This window comes from Stenotrophomonas sp. Sm2128 (assembly GCF_030985535.1).
GTDB classification, from domain to species: Bacteria; Pseudomonadota; Gammaproteobacteria; order Xanthomonadales; family Xanthomonadaceae; genus Stenotrophomonas; species Stenotrophomonas maltophilia.
Genome location: NZ_JAPTFQ010000059.1, coordinates 14,483 through 30,513, shown reverse-complemented (window position 1 = coordinate 30,513; position 16,031 = coordinate 14,483). Strand labels below are relative to the sequence as shown.

13 protein-coding genes and 1 tRNA gene are annotated in these 16,031 nt (G+C 65.5%); 6 read left to right on the top strand and 8 right to left on the bottom strand.

Going from position 1 to position 16,031, the window contains the following annotated elements; genetic code table 11:
- Positions 1 to 116 precede the first annotated feature (116 nt).
- From O0K41_RS15875 to O0K41_RS15865, 3 genes are all read right to left on the bottom strand, one after another.
- Positions 117 to 192, bottom strand: a tRNA-Thr gene (locus tag O0K41_RS15875).
- Positions 193 to 242: 50 nt separating this feature from the next.
- Positions 243 to 1,247, bottom strand: coding sequence for a 2-hydroxyacid dehydrogenase (locus tag O0K41_RS15870; RefSeq protein WP_049448457.1), 1,005 nt, complete (start codon positions 1,245 to 1,247; stop codon positions 243 to 245).
- A gap of 97 nt (positions 1,248 to 1,344) precedes the next feature.
- A complete protein-coding gene (locus tag O0K41_RS15865; RefSeq protein ID WP_164221404.1) occupies positions 1,345 to 4,215 on the bottom strand; it encodes an autotransporter outer membrane beta-barrel domain-containing protein in 2,871 nt (956 codons plus the stop codon).
- Positions 4,216 to 4,470: 255 nt separating this feature from the next.
- Here O0K41_RS15865 and O0K41_RS15860 point away from each other — a divergent pair, with 255 nt between their 5' ends.
- The 5 genes from O0K41_RS15860 to O0K41_RS15840 are packed head-to-tail and all read left to right on the top strand — an operon-like array spanning position 4,471 to position 10,465.
- Complete coding sequence (locus O0K41_RS15860) at positions 4,471 to 4,980, top strand: RNA polymerase sigma factor (protein ID WP_076738471.1); 510 nt, start codon at positions 4,471 to 4,473, stop codon at positions 4,978 to 4,980.
- A complete protein-coding gene (locus O0K41_RS15855; RefSeq protein WP_033833367.1) occupies positions 4,977 to 5,945 on the top strand; it encodes a FecR domain-containing protein in 969 nt (322 codons plus the stop codon). The genes O0K41_RS15860 and O0K41_RS15855 overlap by 4 nt, the downstream gene beginning before the upstream one ends.
- A 14-nt stretch (positions 5,946 to 5,959) precedes the next feature.
- Entirely contained in the window at positions 5,960 to 8,746 is a 2,787-nt protein-coding gene (locus O0K41_RS15850) for a TonB-dependent receptor (protein ID WP_108270261.1), read from the top strand.
- Positions 8,747 to 8,792: 46 nt separating this feature from the next.
- Complete coding sequence (locus O0K41_RS15845; protein ID WP_060381212.1) at positions 8,793 to 9,749, top strand: hypothetical protein; 957 nt, start codon at positions 8,793 to 8,795, stop codon at positions 9,747 to 9,749.
- Entirely contained in the window at positions 9,746 to 10,465 is a 720-nt protein-coding gene (locus O0K41_RS15840) for a hypothetical protein (protein WP_005408568.1), read from the top strand. Before O0K41_RS15845 ends, O0K41_RS15840 begins: the two co-directional genes overlap by 4 nt.
- Positions 10,466 to 10,547: 82 nt before the next feature.
- Here the strand turns inward: O0K41_RS15840 and O0K41_RS15835 are convergent, their stop codons facing one another.
- The 4 genes from O0K41_RS15835 to O0K41_RS15820 form a co-directional block, all read right to left on the bottom strand.
- Positions 10,548 to 11,213 (bottom strand): lysoplasmalogenase, encoded by a 666-nt coding sequence (locus O0K41_RS15835; RefSeq protein ID WP_049482710.1) that lies wholly within the window; start codon positions 11,211 to 11,213, stop codon positions 10,548 to 10,550.
- Positions 11,210 to 13,093: a M61 family metallopeptidase gene (locus tag O0K41_RS15830; protein ID WP_123958324.1), complete on the bottom strand. Its 1,884-nt coding sequence runs from the start codon at positions 13,091 to 13,093 to the stop codon at positions 11,210 to 11,212. The genes O0K41_RS15835 and O0K41_RS15830 overlap by 4 nt, the downstream gene beginning before the upstream one ends.
- A 206-nt stretch (positions 13,094 to 13,299) precedes the next feature.
- On the bottom strand, positions 13,300 to 13,842 hold the full coding sequence (locus O0K41_RS15825) for a hypothetical protein (protein WP_123958323.1): 543 nt from the start codon (positions 13,840 to 13,842) through the stop codon (positions 13,300 to 13,302).
- A gap of 16 nt (positions 13,843 to 13,858) precedes the next feature.
- The gene (locus O0K41_RS15820) at positions 13,859 to 14,455 is read right to left on the bottom strand and encodes a hypothetical protein (protein ID WP_123958322.1); all 597 of its coding nucleotides are present in this window, start codon (positions 14,453 to 14,455) and stop codon (positions 13,859 to 13,861) included.
- A 158-nt stretch (positions 14,456 to 14,613) separates the two neighbouring features.
- Between O0K41_RS15820 and O0K41_RS15815 the strand changes: the two genes are divergently transcribed.
- Positions 14,614 to 14,994: a hypothetical protein gene (locus tag O0K41_RS15815; RefSeq protein ID WP_123958321.1), complete on the top strand. Its 381-nt coding sequence runs from the start codon at positions 14,614 to 14,616 to the stop codon at positions 14,992 to 14,994.
- 70 nt (positions 14,995 to 15,064) lie between these two features.
- On the opposite strand, the gene ispH is transcribed toward O0K41_RS15815, so the two are convergent.
- Complete coding sequence (gene ispH, locus O0K41_RS15810) at positions 15,065 to 16,015, bottom strand: 4-hydroxy-3-methylbut-2-enyl diphosphate reductase (protein ID WP_164221410.1); 951 nt, start codon at positions 16,013 to 16,015, stop codon at positions 15,065 to 15,067.
- Between the last annotated feature and the right edge of the window lie 16 nt (positions 16,016 to 16,031).

Below are 16,031 nucleotides of genomic sequence, written 5' to 3'. Positions count from 1 at the left end.
TCGCCTACGGATACCGAGACGACGCCTATTTCTTCCTCAAAATCCGTGCAGCCTTCCCCGGACTTGGGTGAAGAACCAAAAAAAAGCCCCGACCAAGGCCGGGGCTTTTCTACAACTGGTGCCGGAAACAGGAGTCGAACCTGCGACCTACGCATTACGAATGCGCCGCTCTACCAACTGAGCTATTCCGGCGGAGCCCGCGATTTTACGGGCTGGGCGCCCCGGCGGTCAATCCACCCGGCTCAGTCCGCCTCTACCCGGTTGGCACACACCCGCCCAGCCGCGAAATCCTGCAGGTTCCCCAGCGTGATCGCCGAGATCTCCTGCAGCGCCTCCACGGTGAAGAAGCCCTGGTGGCCGGTCACCAGCACGTTGGGGAAGGTCATCAGGCGCTGGAAGGCCTCGTCGTCGATGATCTCGCCGGACAGGTCCTGGAAGAACAGCGCGCTTTCCTGCTCGTACACGTCGATGGCCAGGTGGCCGAGCCGGCGCGACTTCAGCCCGCGGATCACTGCATGGGTATCCACCAATCCGCCGCGCGAGGTGTTGACGAGCATCGCGCCCGGCTTCATCCGCGCCAGCGAGGCGTCATTGATCAGGTGCTGGGTATCGGGCGTCAGCGGGCAGTGCAGCGAGACGATGTCAGCGCGCGCCAGCAGTTCATCCAGCGCCACCATCTCGCCGATACCCGCGAAGGCCGGCGACGGGTACGGGTCGTGCCCCAGCACCGTGCAGCCCATACCCTTGAAGATGCGCGCGGTGGCCAGGCCGATCTTGCCGGTACCGACGATGCCGACCGTGCGGCCATGCAGGGTGCGCCCGAGCAGGCCGTCGAGCATGAAGTTGCCTTCGCGCACGCGGTTGTAGGCTCGATGGGTCTGGCGGTTGAGGGTCATCACCAGCGCCAATGCATGCTCGGCCACGGCTTCGGGCGAATACGCCGGCACCCGCGCGACGAACAGGTCCAGCGCTTTCGCAGCGGCAAGGTCCACATTGTTGAAGCCCGCACAGCGCAGCAGCACGGCCCGCACACCCAACGCGTGCAGCGCGCGCAGCACCTGCGCATCCAGCCGATCGTTGACGAACACGCAGACCGCGGCGCAGTCCTGTGCCAGCGCTGCGGTATGCACATCCAGCGCGGCATCGAAGTAGATGAACGTGCAACCCTGCCCCGCCGCCTCACGCAGGTTGGCTTCGTCCAGGAAGCGACGGTCGTAGGGTCGGGCGCTGAAGACGGCGATCTGCATGGAAGAACCTGGATGGAATGCCATGCCGACCATACCGCAGCCACGCGTCCGTGGGGATGGCACCGGCGATGCGAGCATCGCCGGTGCCCTGTGCCACTCAGAACTTGTAACCCAGCCCCAGCATCACGCCGTTCTGGATCTGCCCGTCACGACGCTCGCCCACGTAGTCGGCCATGATCGACAGGCGTTCGCTGGCGCGGCTGGTCACACCCAGGTTCCAGGCCAGCACCTGCTCGCCCACGGCCTGGCTGCTTGCCCCGAACACCAGATCGGGTGCTGCGGCGAAGCCGGTGCTGTAGCGCGCCTGCGAGTCGCCCAGTTCCTTCTGCCAGACCACGCGGGCACGCGGGGTAATGCGCTCGCCGTTGTTGCCTTCGAAGGTCCTGAACAGCTGCAGGCCGGCGCCCACGCGGATGCTCTCCAGGCTGCCGCTGCGACCGACCAGTGCACCCGCGCCCTGCCCTTCATTGAAGCGCGTGGCCGAGGTACGCGCGTAGTCCACCACCGGCAACAGCGGCTGGATCACCAGGCCCTTGCCCGTGGTGAATGAGAACGCGTGCTCCACCCGCGCGGAGATCGCATCGTTGCTGTACTTGGCACGCAGCGGCTGCTGCAGGCCATCGATACCGCTGACGCTGCGGCGGGTGTCGTGACGCAGGTCTGTGTAGCGCACCGCGGCCGACAGATAGCCGCGCGAATAGGTCGCGTCCAGGTAGCCGCCCACGTCCAGCGCGCGCACGTCACCACTGAAGTCGGAGCCGTCGCGGCCCTTGGTCGACATATCTGCCGCGGCCACGCTGACGCCCAGGGTGACGCGGTCATCGGCAACGCGGGTATCGGCGCCGACGACGATGCCGCCGATGTTATGGCTCAAGCCTGCCACGCCACCGTCGGCATCGATGCGGCCGTGGCTGGCAAAACCGCGCGCCCACAGGCCATGGTTGCGACCAGAGCCACTGCCTTCACCGCCGCCCGCCGCCGGCTCGACCAGACGCATGGCCAGCTGGTTGAACAGGCTGCCGTGGCGCATGCCCGGCTGCGCCGACACCGATTGCGCGGCCTGCGAGGCCAGGCCGTCGGCATCACCGTCACTGCGCATCGCGGCCTGGTGCTGCTGCACCACGTTGCCGATGCTGCCCACTAATGCGTTGTCGGCCAGGCGCAGGGTCGCGTGCGCGTCACCGCGCAGAGCACCGGCCTGCTGTGCGATCACATCACGGTCGGCGAACTGCAAGGCGCCGAGCAGCGACTTCAGGCCGCCATCCCTGCGATCGGAAGCAGTCGCCAGCGCGCGGCCCAAGCCATCGCCGGAAGTGCCGTTGGTGAACAGGCCCAGCTGGTCGAAACCCGGGTTGGCGGTCAGCCACAGGCCGTCAGCGGCCTGCTTCACGTTGAAGCTCAGCAGCGAGTTGTGGCGCGGGCGGAACACTTCGCCGCCGGTGATGCTGGCGCTGTAGCCGGTGTCACCCAGGCGCACGACCTCTTCGAAGCCGCCCTGGTAGATCGGGCCCTGCACCAGGTCACGGCGGAAGTCCTGGCCGTAGTAACCCTGCGCCACGTTCAGTTCGAGGAAGGCCCCTTTGGAGATCACCAGCGCGCCGTCGGTCTGCTTGCTGTCGAAGAAACTGCCTACACGCAGGCGGCCACTGCCCGCCCCGCCGTTCTCGGTCACATCGAACAGCACCTTCCCGCCCGGCATGATGTTGACGTAGCCATGGGTGACCAGATCGCCGCCGCGCGGCATCAGGGTCCCGTACACGCGCAGGCGGTTGAAGCCGTCCTCGCGCCAGGACGGGCGGGTACCGCTGGCCAGCGCACTGAGATCCATAGCGGTGCCGGCCACGTCACCATTGCCGACCAGCATGCCTGCGGCCATTACCCGCACCTCCGAAGCGCGCAGGGCGCCGCCTTCCAGCGCGATGGTGCCGTTGTCGACCAGCATGAAGTCGGCACCGGTGGTCGCGGAGGTCCGCCATGTCGCACCATTGGTCACGCGGATCACGCCCATGGAGTTGTCCAGCGTGGACACATCCAGATCGCCCAGACGCAGCTTCGACAGCAGCAGTGCCTTGTATGTGGGATCGTTCTGGTAGTCCTGTACCGAGTTCGCGCCGATGCCCTGCGGACCATTGCTGGAGGCGTTGTAGATGCTCTGCGCCAGGTTGATGTAGCTGGACTGCCAGTTGGTGTTCCAGCGCGCGAAGTCATCATCGACGAAGGTCTGCAGCTGGCGACCGGTGCGCAGGTAGCCCGGGTTGATGTCGCCGCTCACGTTGGCCGTGACATTCAACGTATCGCCCGGGTCGCGGTAGCCCTTGGCGGTGATGACCCTGTTGCTGTAGATGTCCTGGCCCGGGAACGACTCCAGCTTGCTGCCGCTGCCATCAGGATCGAAAGTGACCGAGGCACCCGTGGTGCGCGCCGGATCGCGGAACACCAGCAGGCCGTTGGGCTGCACGACTTCATACATGGCCTTGTGCAGCAGCCCGGCATCGATGCCACCGCCGTAGTTGCCGGTATAGATCTGGGTCATCCGCGGCGACGGCGTGTAGATCACTTTGCCGCTGTTGCTGGCCGCGTGGATCTGTACCGAATCGACGATCGGCAGATCACCGGCCAGATAGCGTTCGACGCCACCGGACTGCATGATCGAGCAGGACGAAATGCAGTGGCCGGACACGATGGTGTTCAGGCCGGACGTGCGGATCACGCCCTGCAGCCACTCGCCGGCGATCAGCGCGCCACCATTGGAGGTGCGCAGCACCACTTCGCGGATCGGCCGGCCCTCGGCCTGTGCCTTGGCCAGCAACGCGGGCAACGACACCACATCGGCGTAGGTCACCCCGCCGCTCAGGAAGATGCGATCCCCCTGCACGTGATAACTCATTGCCATGACGTCATCAGCCGCCGCGATGGCGCCAACGGCGATCAGCCCGGCCAGGGCCAGGCTCAACTTCGAATGCTTCATACGTTCTCTCTCTCCACCCGCAACACGCGGGTAAGGAGTCAAACGGCAAAGCGCCGGAATCTCCCCCAGCCCGGTCGGCCGGAAAAAATGAATGCATTCACAATGAGAGAGGGACACCACACACTCTTCCCCATCCGGTCATCGTCGCGTAAAACTCGAAGGCGCACCCGCCAACGTCAGCCGAGGCCAGCCCTGTCCGTTCCGTCCCCCCTGATCCACCACGCGCCGGAGCCACCCGCGCCTGCGGACGCCTTCATCGCGTTCGTACGCGAGGAACGCGCGCCACTGTGCGCGTTCCTGCGCACACGGGGCGTCGGGCCGGAGGATGCAGAGGACATCGCGCAGGACTGCATGGAGCGGCTGATCCGCTATCGCGCGCACGGCACCGACGAACTGCGCCTGCTGCTGTATCGTATCGCGCGCAATCGCCTGGCCGATCGCGGCCGATCGCCGCAGTCGCGACCGCACCTGTCACTGGCCGAGCATGAGGGTCACGACGAGCCCACCAGCCCGTCGCCGGACCCCTTGCGCCAGGCGGAGTCCGGGCAGATGTTGTCCCTGCTGCGGCAGGCCCTTTTCAAATTGCCCGAGCGTGCGCGCGAGGTGTACCTGCTCAACCGGATCACCGGCATGAGCTATACGCAGATCGCGCGGCACTGTGGAATTACAGCCAAGACCGTGGAAAAACACATCGCCCGCGCCCTGCAGGGCCTGCGCCAGGAGTTGGGACCGGATCCGCTGCACAACGACGGGGATACCGAATGAGCAGCCACCGGCACACGGAAGACGCCTCGCTGTTCGCACGCGCCAGCGCCTGGGTGGCGCGGTTGGAGGCCCCGGACTGCACACCTGCCGAACGCGAGTCGTTCGAAGACTGGCTGGCTGAAGACCCTGCCCATGTCAAAGCCTGGGCGCAGGCCGAAGATCTTTTCCAGCAGGGCCAGGGCCTGGCTGCGGACCCATGGCTGCGGACGGCTGCGGCGCGTGCGGCACGGCCTGCCCGACGCCGCTGGCTGCCTGCCGCGGCCGCGGCCGCTGGTATCTGCCTGGCCATCGGCGTGGGCTGGATGGTAGCGGTGGATGGCAACCCAGCCCCGCAGCGCTTTGCCAATGACACGCATCAGGCGCAGCGGCTGACCCTGCCCGATGGCAGCGTAGCCACGCTCGATGCCGGCACGACGCTGCACGCACGCTTTGGCTGGCGCCACCGCGAGCTGGACCTCGAACGCGGCCGCCTGCAGTTGCAGGTCGCGCCATCGAACAAAGCACTGCAGCTGCGCGCCGGCACCAGCACCATCCGCGATATCGGCACCACCTTCCAGGTCGAGCGCCTGCACGATGGCCTGGTCGAGGTCGCGCTGCTGGAGGGTGCGGTGGAAGTCAGCAACGGCGCCGCCCAGCACACCCTGGCCCCTGGCCAGCAACTGCAGGTACTGCCCTCCGGGCGCATCCAGCCCGGTCCAGCGCTGTCCTCCACGGCAGCCGCCGAGGGCTGGCTGCATGGGCAGCTGGTCTTCGATGCCACCCCGCTGTCGATCGTGGTCGAACGCATGAACCGCTATGGCCATGCACCGCTGGTGATCGCCGACCCGGAGATCACCGATCTGGCAGTCAGCGGCACGTTCCGCGCAGGCGACGCACAGGAGTTGCTGTCCGCGCTGGAACTTGGCTGGTCCATTGCTGGCCAGACGCGCCCGGATGGCGCGCTGGAACTGCGCCGCACGTACTGAGGAGGCCTGCGGCGATGGCAGGACCAGGCGCGCTGCAGTGGGGGCTGCTCCGCCCCCTGCTGTGCCTGGCGCTGCTGGTCGCCGCGCCGCCTGCCGCCCTCGCAGGCGATCCGGCTGCCACCCACGACTACCGCATCAACGCTGGCCCGTTGCCCTCGGCATTGCAGCAATGGGCACGGCAAAGCGGCATCGCTCTGGTGTTCGATGCCCGGGAACTGGCGGGGCTCCATGCCAACGGCACCCATGGCCAGGCCGATCCAGCATCGGCCCTGAAACAGCTGGTCGCCGGCATGCCGGTGACCATCCTTCGAACACCGTCCGGTGGCTTCGTGGTCCGCCGCATCCGCGTAGCCCCCGCCGTCGCGGCGCCGGTTCCGGCAACGGTGGCGCCGCGCCCGCGCATGCCCCCGCAGTCGCCCCCCCAGGTGGACCTGGCGCCGATCCATGTCACCGGCAGCCGGTTGCCGCGCACCTCCGTGCAGACCACCCTGCCGGTGACCACGATCGATCGCGCAGACATCCTGCGCAGCGGTTACGGCAGCCTGTTCGACCTGCTGCGACACCTGCCCGGCATGAACGGGCTGCCAGCGATGAGCAGCGCACGCAGTGGCGATTCGCAGTACCTGCCTGTCGGTGCAGCCGCCACCACCAGCCTGGATGGCATGGGACCGCGCGCCACCCTGTTCCTGGTCAATGGCCGGCGCCTGCCCCGTTATCCGATGGTGTCCCTGGAACAGGGCGGGCTCACCGACCTGGGCGGCATTCCACTCAGCTTTGTCGAACGCATCGAACTGGTGCGCGGCGGTGCATCGGCCATCTACGGTGCCGATGCCATGTCCGGCGTGGTCAACATCATCCTCCGCGACCAGGCCGACGGCCCGGAGGCAACGCTGCAGACCGGTCTGAGCAGTCGTGGCGACGCTGGCCAGTACCGCGTGCAGGCCGCCACCGGAGGCCTGCGCGGGAGCGGCGACCGCTGGTTCGCAGGCATCGACCTGCATCGCGTCGATCACCTGGCGGGGGACCAGCGTGACTGGCACGCGGAGACGTCGCAGTACCTGATCGGCGCCTTCCGCGATGGCGACTACTGGCCCGCTACGCGCTGCGACGGACCATTGAAACGACGCAATGGCGCCTGCTGGTTCGACAGTTCGCGCCCTCGTTCGCTTCAACCGGCCTCCGATACCGCCTCGGCCTATCTGCGCTACCGGCATGAGCGTGGCCAGGGACGCTACGTCTATGCCGAAGCCCGCGCCAGCCACAACCGGCAGCGTTTCGATCTGGGCCCGACCGCCGTCGCCCTCGGCCTGTACGGCTACACCTTCAACAGTGTCCTGCGCGAAGCCGGCAATGTGCGTCCCCAGGTCCGTGCCACCGACGCCGATCTCACCCTGGGCATCGGCCGGGACCAGGGCAGCCACAGCTGGGACGCCGGCATCAGCGCGCAGCGCAGCGACGTCACCCTGGCCACGCCGGGCACCGTGCGCGCCGAACCGTTCATCGAGGCGGCGCAGTCGCTCAGGTTCCTGCCAGGCTTCGATGCATTGCCCGCCGATGAAGCCACCTCGCTGTTCCCATCGATCCGCAACCGTGGACTTACCGAGCAGTGGCAGGGCTGGTGGGGCATACAGCGCGCATTGATGCCGATGCGGGGCGGCAATGCGCAGCTGGCTACCGGCATCGATCTGCGCCATGAACGCTGGACGTCGCACCCGGACACCCTGCTGAGCCAGGGCGATCTGGCACTGGGGCTGCCGCAGCAGCAGCGGCGCCTGTCGCGGCAGAGTGGCGGCGCGTATGCGGAACTGGGCCTGCCACTCACGTCGGAATTGCGCATGGACCTGGCCGCGCGCTGGGACTACGACGGCGACTACACGGCATTCTCGCCCCGTGCCGGCCTGCGCTGGACGCCAACACCGCACTGGTCGTTCCTGCTGGCCAGCGGCCGCGGCTATCGCGCGCCCAGCCTGTTCGAACAGCGCCGCCCGCCAGGACAGTTCGGCACCCTTACCCTGCCCGTCTCAAGCGCACTGCCACCTTGTGCACAGAGCGAGCCGGACGGCCGCTGCGTGGTCACTGCGGATGTGGAGGAGAACAACGCGCTCAAGGCCGAGAGCTCACGCAGCCATTCGCTGGCGGCGACCTGGTCACCCAGCGATGCGTTCTCGCTTTCGCTGACCCACAACATCGTCGAGCTGCGCAACGAGATCCTCGCGCTGCAACCGGCCGATGCCGTGTGGAACCGTGACACCTGGCAATTGGATGAGGATGGCAACCTGAGCAGCCTCCGCCTGTCGTTCGACAATATCGGCCGCACCACTTCCCGCAACTGGGTGCTGCGTGGCGAATACCGGGTCGACACCGGCAGCACCGGCCAGTGGTTGTTCTCGCTGGACGCGCTGAAGCAGCAGGAGCTGCGCCGCCGTCGGGACCATGAGCCGGCGATCGACCTGCGCGGGCATGTCACGCCCGAGATGGCGGCGGTCCTCAACGTGCAATGGCAGAACAGCAACTGGGACATCGCCCTGCGCGGCAACCAGGTGGGCCGCACCCGCGCATGGCTGCCCGGCGCCGAGTGCCCGCAGCGGCAGATCGAACAGAACCACTGCATGAATCCGCGCCAGCTGCGCTGGAACCTGCACCTGGCGCGCCGCCTGGGCACACGCGTCATCGCGGCGCTGGACGTGCACAACGTGCTTGATGCGCAACCGGTGAACTACCTGGTCGGCAATGGTGGGCAGATGCCGGGGCTGGACGATCCACTGGGTCGCTACTACCTGCTTACCCTGCAGTTCCGCTGAGCGTAGTACGCTACGCGGCCTGTTCCACCGGTCTGCCACCTTCCCCATGAAAGCCTATCTCTGGTTCTGGGGCGCGTTCCTGCTGTTCTTCGCGTTGCCCTTCCCCTGCATCCTCTATTTCGGAACCTCCTGGCCGGTGGCGCTGGCTGATCGCAGCGCGCCATGGCTGTCCCTGCTGCTGCTTGTGCTGTCGCTGGCTGCATGGCTCTCTCTGCTGTTCGCGTTCCTGCATTTCCTGCTGCTCGGCCCACCGCGCGCCCTGCATCGCGTCCGCTCGATCCTCGCCGATGGTGAACCGCGCGATGCGCTGATCGAACACGCTGAACAGACCGGCGTACAGGTGCGTGGCTTCGCGCAATGGAAACTGCAGCTGTCCTTCAAGAACCTGTCCGGCACACCGATCCGCGAACAGCTGCTGGTGGTCGACAGCAAGCCGCAACTGCAGCGCTTCGGCGTCGGCAGGCACGTCGATGCACGCCTGAGCCGGGTGCCGGGCGCGTTCCCGAACGTGGTACTGGACGGTGCCCAGCCCGAACTGGATGTCGCCAGCCTGTGGCGGCGAAGCATCGGCGCAGCGCTCGGCATCGTCCTGGTAGTCGCTGCCTATGTGGCGGCCTACCGGCTGCAGAGCGAGGGCCTTGGCTGGACCTTCCTGTCCTTCGGCCACCCGCTGCTGGTGTGCCCGCTGGTGCTGTGTGGGTACATGTTGGGGCTGCGCCTGCTTGGCCGCCTGCTGCAGGCTGATGCGCGCGGCGAGGCGTTGAAGTACCGCGGCATCGGCGTTGAGGCCAGGGTGCTGAAGGTGCGTCAGACCGGCACCTACCTCAACGAACAGCCGCAGGTGGAGTTCCAGCTGGAGTACACCGATCGCGACGGCCGCGTACAGCAGGTGAGCGTGCGCCGCTTCATCCCGCTGATCGATCTAGCCAACATCCCGCGCGAAAACGTGACCCTGCTGTACGACCCGGATGACCGTGGCAACGTGCGCCTGGAGGGCGTATGAAACAGCCGCCCTCCACCCGCGCCGTGTTCCTGGTACTGCTGCTGGTTCTGGCGGGCGTGGCCGTTGCCGGCGGCGCCCTGCAGACCATCAGCGAAACGCTGGGGCATTCGGTACAGCCGGACCGGTTGCCACCCTCCGTCTCGTCTCAGTCGCCGCGCGAGCAACCCGCATCGCTTGTGCCGTCCCCGGCCGCCTTCCCCGCAGCGAGTACCGCTGCGGCGCCCGAACGCAACAATCGCCTGTTCGATGCGGACTACCTGCAGGCTGCGCGCCAGGCACTGGAGCAGCTGCCGGCACTGGCCGGCCAGAGGCTGACGGTCTTCCATAGCATCCACTTCTACGACGATGGCCGCATCAACCTCGATCTGGTCGACCCGCAACAGCCGGGCCACGTCGACAGCTACCACTTCGAACGTGGCCAGTGGCGCAAGGGCAATCCGGTGAACCCGCAGCAGTTCGCGCCGACCATCAGCCTGCAGCGCAGCAGCACACCCCTGGCCAGCATCGATTTCGAGGCCGTGCCGCGCGTGGCGCAGGCACTGCAGGAACAACGCAACGCGCTGCAGAACCCCGCATCCGAAGTCGGCCACGTCTACGTGATCGTGCGCAAAGGCGGCAAGCTGGTGTGGCTGCCGGATGACGTCGCCGGTGACCGCGAATCCGTGCGCCTGCAGTTCGATGCGCAGGGCACCCTGCGCGGCGTGAACCGTCGATAGGCCACAAAAAAAGGGGACGGAGGGGATTAAGTCGCATGTGCCTTGGTGCGGATTGCGACTTAATCCCCTCCGTCCCCTTTTTCTATTTCACCGAGCGGGCGATGGCGTACTGCGCAGCGTAGTACGTGGACAGCACCAGCACGCTGGCCAGCGGCAGGCCGCCGGCGAAGCGGTCCAAGGCCAGTAGTGAATCGCTGGCGACGAACAGCAGCGCACCAGCGGCCGCCCAGCGCGCGCTGCTGGCTTCCACGGCAGCGGGCTGTGGCCGGCGCCACTGGCGTGCCAGTGCCAGCACCGCCATCGAGGCCAGCACCACCACATACGCCAGTACCGGCGCACGCATCGGTGCAGGCAGGTGCGGCCACAGGCCAAGTACGTTGAGCACGGCAAACGTCGCCAGCAGGACGCTGGCGGCGAGCAGGCCACGTCCGGCACGCAGGCCGTCGCGGAAGGCCACGATGTAGCAGAGGTGGGCCAGCAGGAACGCGACCAGGCCCGGCACGAACGCATCCATCGGCAGCATCAACGCGATGTCACCCACGCACGACAGCAGCATGCCGGCCAGCACCGCGCGTCGATAGAACGGCTGCGCGGGATCATGCACGCGCCAGACGATGGCAGCGATCAGCAGCGTGGTGGTCGGCTTGGCCAGCCAGTGCAGCCAGCGCCCGTCACCCTGCAGGAACGTGCCGACGATGGCCAGGATCGCCATCAGCAGGATCACGCCATCGCGGGCGCGCGGCTTCATCGCGCCTTCCACAATTCTGCGAGGCGGTCAGGCTTGCCGGCGATACGCTCCAGCACCGGGTACTGCAGGCCACCGTGGTAGGCGATGCTCATCGTTTCGATGCGGTCGAACTGCTTCACCAGCAGCACGATCGGCGCCTTGTCCTTCGCTGCCGCAGCCACCGCGTCCTTCAAGCGCTGGCTGCTGTACTCACGGCCGCCAACCGCGATCACCTTCATGCCCGGTGCAAGACCGGCGTTGAACGCCGGGCTGTCCCAGATCACATCGCCGACCGTACCGCTGTCGAGCACGGTCGCGCCCAGCGAATAGGCGAGCAGTGCCGCCTTGGCGCGTTTTTCCTGTGCCTTGTAGGCGTCGTTCGGCGTATCGCGGTAGACCAGCTTCCAGCCTGCCAGCTCCAGGCCGCCGGTCAACGAACCGTGGCCGTCCAGGCGCCCGCGCAGGAACGTCGCCCAGTCGTACGGCGCGATGCCGTTCAAGGTCGCGACCACATCATCGAAGGTGTACGGGTTGACATCCCAGTCGCCATTGCCGACGCCGAAGAACGCACGCGCGAAGTCGTCCAGGCTGCGGCGGTTGCCGCTCAGTTCGCGCAGCTTGCCCTCCACTTCAAGCCACAGCATCTGGCCGCCGGAGTAGTAGTCCTCGCTCATCTGGTAGTTGCGGTAGGGCAGCGTGCGGCGCTGGGCGATGGTCGGATCGTTGGTAGTGTCCTGCAGCGGCCGCCAGGCCAGGCCCGGTCGGCCACGGTCGTAGGTCGCGGCCACATTGGCCAGCATGTCGCGCGCCTGCGCGGTCGACCACAGCCCCGAACGCGCCGCCAGCACCTGGCCCCAGAACTGGGTCTGGCCCTCGTACACCCACAGCAGGCTGTCGCCCATCGGCACGTTGAAGTTGGCGGTGGCTAGGTCGGCGCCGCGACGGTACTTGCCGTTCCAGGAATGGGTGTACTCGTGCGGCAACAGATCGCGCATCCACGCGTTGCTGTCCCACTCGGTGAAGTAGCCCGGGTCAGCGCTGTTCTCGCTGGAACGGTGATGCTCCAGGCCGATGCCACCGAGGCGGTCGGTCAATGCCAGCAGGAACTCATAGTGGTTGTAGTGGCGCGCACCGTAAAGCTTGTCGGCCTGCTGCACCAGCGCGCGATGCATGGTGATCTGTGCCTCGCTCGGCTTCAGCGATTTGGCGTCGTCGGCAAACACATTGAGGTGCACCGGCACCTTCGCGCCCGGGTCGAGATCGATGCGCTGGTAGTGCTCGCCGGCGAACAAGGGCGAATCGACCAGATGGTCATACGAGATCGGCTTGAACACCACGGTGTCACCGTCGCGCCGCGCGGTTTCCAGCGCGGTTGCGAACGACCAGCCCTTGGGCAGGGTCACGCTGGCCTGCGCCTGCAGGTTGCGCGCATCGACGCCGGCCGGATACAGCGAATTGGCGTTCCACTGCAGGTTGAGCATTTCCGGGATCATCACCACCCGGCCCTGGCTGCCGCCCTGCGAGGACAGGAAGTCGAAGTGGGCGACGATCTCGCTCACGCCCTCGGGCACGTTTACCTTGAACGCATAGACGTTGAACTGGTCACGCTGCCAGGCCAGCGGCTTGCCGTTGGCGGTCACGCGCAGGCCGGCCAACTTGTCGATCGGGCCGGTGGGCGAATGGTTGCCGGGAATCCACTGCGGGTACAGCAGGGTCATCGGGCCGGGCTTGGCCGGCACCGTAGCGGTCACCTTGAAGATGCGCCGGGCCAGATCGCGCGCGTCGACATCGATGCGCAGCAGGCCGGGGGCCGCGGCATCGCCCGGCGGCGAGGTCTGCGCCAGCGCAGGCGTCGCAGCCAGCGCGAACAGCACGGACATCACCAGGGCACGGGTCTTCATCAGGCAGGTTCCAGCTTCGGTAGAGCCTTTGATGCTAGGCCTGTGGCGTGCGTGGCCCTATGGCCAAAGGTCATGGGAGACAGGCTTGCTGAAAGCCCCAAGCATTCCCTAGCCCCCCAGCATCTCTGGGGAACACCGATGCACTTCTTCCGAGCGCTGGCTTGCCAGGCCTATCGGCGGTCTGGCAAGCCAACTGGATCGGAAACCTATTTCGATGCTTCTTGCTTGTAAGCGGCTTCAATTGCCCCCTTCAACCTCATCGGATCTTCGATCCTGACGCCTGTCAAACACTTGGAACCCGTTGCATCAAAAAATACAGTCGATGCCGAACCCCCTTGGAAGTGTGCGTAACCGAAAACCGGTGCCGGCGAATCGGCCAGCGGCGCCCATACAATCTTGCCCAGTACGAGTTTCGCCTTCGCGACGTCCCGATCGATACACCCGCCCGATGCTCTCACAATTATCGTTGTCTGGCCTGATCGTTGGTCAAGTTCGGTGGCAAGCTCAATACCGCCGAAATTACGAACGGTCCCGGTCGCAGTGGCGACATCAGCAAGCAAGCCGTTTTTTATACCCAAAGCATCAGCGGCGGCATCCGGTCCCGCACTTCGCGCCAATTCCAGTCGCTCGATGTAATCGAGCGCCTCGAGCTGCGAAGCTTTTGCCGCGGAACTCCATGCCTGAGGGGGCGGGGTTGCCGCTACAGCGGCGAGCGGAACAATCATAGGCAAGGTCAGCAATGATTTCACTGACGTCCTAACAAAATCACCAAGGATAGTTGGCATCGTAGTAGTCCTCGTGCTGCTTGGTATACGTTTTTCCCGACGCGACATGATTGTTATCGCAGAAAACTTTCCCGATATCCACCAATGACTCACCACCCGACCACATGCTCCATAGCTTAGCGGAGTTCTCGGAAATCAACGGGACTTCAACAAATCCTTCAGATGCCACACGAATCTGATCACTTACTACCGCGTTGTTAACCACGGCCTTAGCCTCCCACACGCAATTCCTTTCAACATACTGGGCTTTGGTGATCGGAGCATCAATATTGGGAACACCTGCCTCGTGGTGACCAAGCTCATGACTCAGATAGCCCACAGTTTTATAGAGCCCAGGCCAGTCATTGCTATCGCAAGAGTATGGTGGAACCAATATTTTCGCCGTCAGCGGGTCGTAACTAGGTGGAAGGCCGTATGCTCTTACCCCCACATGTGCCTGGATCTGGGAGGTAAGCGTGGTGGAAGCAGCGGAGATGAAGTCTACGCACTGGCCCAAACCAGTTACAGGGAAGGCCTGCGATTTCGCGTAGGCCGGACAAAGAAGTGAGATGATCAAAATCAGGTATTTCCATACCATTTGTTTACCCCTTTCCTTGGGTCACAGCGATCCGACTCAAAAATAGCGCCAGCAGTCCTTTTTCATCATAGGAAAATTCCTAAAGACTCCGCTATTTGCAGCCGATCACACCCGAAACGAGAACGCGTTAAAACTTTTCGGCATCAGGGGCAAGCGTCATGATTTTGAAGACAAACCGCCATGCGTTCGCAGAGAGAAAGACCTCGGGCGAGACCATTGATGGAACAGCGCATCAAAGCTCGGAGTGTTCAAGTGGCATGATCGCTCATCTGCTCATCTGCTCAGCCAGCAATGAGCTGAGCATGGGTCGCGTGTTTATTTGGCAGCTTCCAGCGATGGTACCCTCGATACTCACCATCGCTGCGCCCATCTACTCATGGCGTGAACCTATTTGCGATGCGCAAGCGGGAAAAGGTCACGCGCGGTGCGCCCATCCACGCTTGGCGTGGATCTACTGGCGCGCGTGGGCGGACAAGATCATGGGCGATGCCCATCCACGCATGGCGTGGATCTACGGGTGTGCCGACCGGATGCAGTAGATCCACGCCATGCGTGGATGGACATGCACCCGGTAGCGCCGGGCCATGCCCGGCGAACCACCTTCCGCAGTCAATCCACCAACCGCAGACGCAGTTCCTTCGGCAGCGCGAACACCATCGATTCCGGTTCGCCGTCCAGCTCGCCCACGCCGGTGGCGCCCAGCTCGGCCAGGCGCGCCAGCACGCCATCGACCAGCACCTGCGGTGCCGAGGCGCCGGCGGTCACGCCGATGTGCTGCTTGCCTGCCACCCATGCCGGGTCGATCTCGTGCGCGCCGTCGATCAGGTACGACTCCACGCCCTCACGGCGGGCCAGCTCGCTCAAGCGGTTGGAGTTGGAGCTGTTCGGCGAACCGACCACCAGCACCAGGTCGCAGCGCTTGGCCAGATCCCGCACGGCATCCTGGCGGTTCTGCGTGGCGTAGCAGATGTCGTCGTTCTTCGGGCCCTGCATCGCCGGGAAACGCTCGCGCAGCGCATCGATGATGCCGCGCGTGTCATCCACCGACAGCGTGGTCTGGGTGGTGTAGGCGAAGTTTTCCGACTGGTTGATCTGCAGCGTGGCAACCTGCTCCACGTCTTCCACCAGGTAGATCTGGCCGGTGCCGGCTTCGCGGTTCCACTGGCCCATGGTGCCCTCCACTTCCGGATGGCCGGCGTGGCCGATCAACACCACGTCACGGCCGGCACGGCAGTGGCGGGCGACTTCGAAGTGGACCTTGGTCACCAGCGGGCAGGTGGCGTCGAACACCTTCAGGCCACGGCGCTCGGCTTCCTGGCGCACGGCCTGGGACACGCCATGGGCGCTGAAGATCACCGTGTTGTTGTCCGGCACTTCGTCGAGTTCCTCGACGAAGATCGCCCCGCGCTGCTTCAGGTCGTCGACCACGAAGCGGTTGTGCACCACTTCATGGCGAACGTAGATGGGCGCGCCCAGCGTTTCGATCGCGCGCTTGACGATCTCGATCGCACGATCGACACCGGCACAGAAACCACGCGGGTTGGCGAGCAGCACATCCATCAGTTCAATCTCCCGG

Coding starts and splice junctions, on each gene's coding strand:
- ispH (WP_164221410.1), bottom strand. CDS start 16,015: ATGGATGTGCTGCTCGCCAACCCGCGTGGTTTCTGTGCCGGTGTCGAT.
- O0K41_RS15835 (WP_049482710.1), bottom strand. CDS start 11,213: ATGAAGCCGCGCGCCCGCGATGGCGTGATCCTGCTGATGGCGATCCTG.
- O0K41_RS15840 (WP_005408568.1), top strand. CDS start 9,746: ATGAAACAGCCGCCCTCCACCCGCGCCGTGTTCCTGGTACTGCTGCTG.
- O0K41_RS15870 (WP_049448457.1), bottom strand. CDS start 1,247: ATGCAGATCGCCGTCTTCAGCGCCCGACCCTACGACCGTCGCTTCCTG.
- O0K41_RS15815 (WP_123958321.1), top strand. CDS start 14,614: ATGATTTTGAAGACAAACCGCCATGCGTTCGCAGAGAGAAAGACCTCG.
- O0K41_RS15855 (WP_033833367.1), top strand. CDS start 4,977: ATGAGCAGCCACCGGCACACGGAAGACGCCTCGCTGTTCGCACGCGCC.
- O0K41_RS15830 (WP_123958324.1), bottom strand. CDS start 13,093: ATGAAGACCCGTGCCCTGGTGATGTCCGTGCTGTTCGCGCTGGCTGCG.
- O0K41_RS15820 (WP_123958322.1), bottom strand. CDS start 14,455: ATGGTATGGAAATACCTGATTTTGATCATCTCACTTCTTTGTCCGGCC.
- O0K41_RS15850 (WP_108270261.1), top strand. CDS start 5,960: ATGGCAGGACCAGGCGCGCTGCAGTGGGGGCTGCTCCGCCCCCTGCTG.
- O0K41_RS15865 (WP_164221404.1), bottom strand. CDS start 4,215: ATGAAGCATTCGAAGTTGAGCCTGGCCCTGGCCGGGCTGATCGCCGTT.
- O0K41_RS15845 (WP_060381212.1), top strand. CDS start 8,793: ATGAAAGCCTATCTCTGGTTCTGGGGCGCGTTCCTGCTGTTCTTCGCG.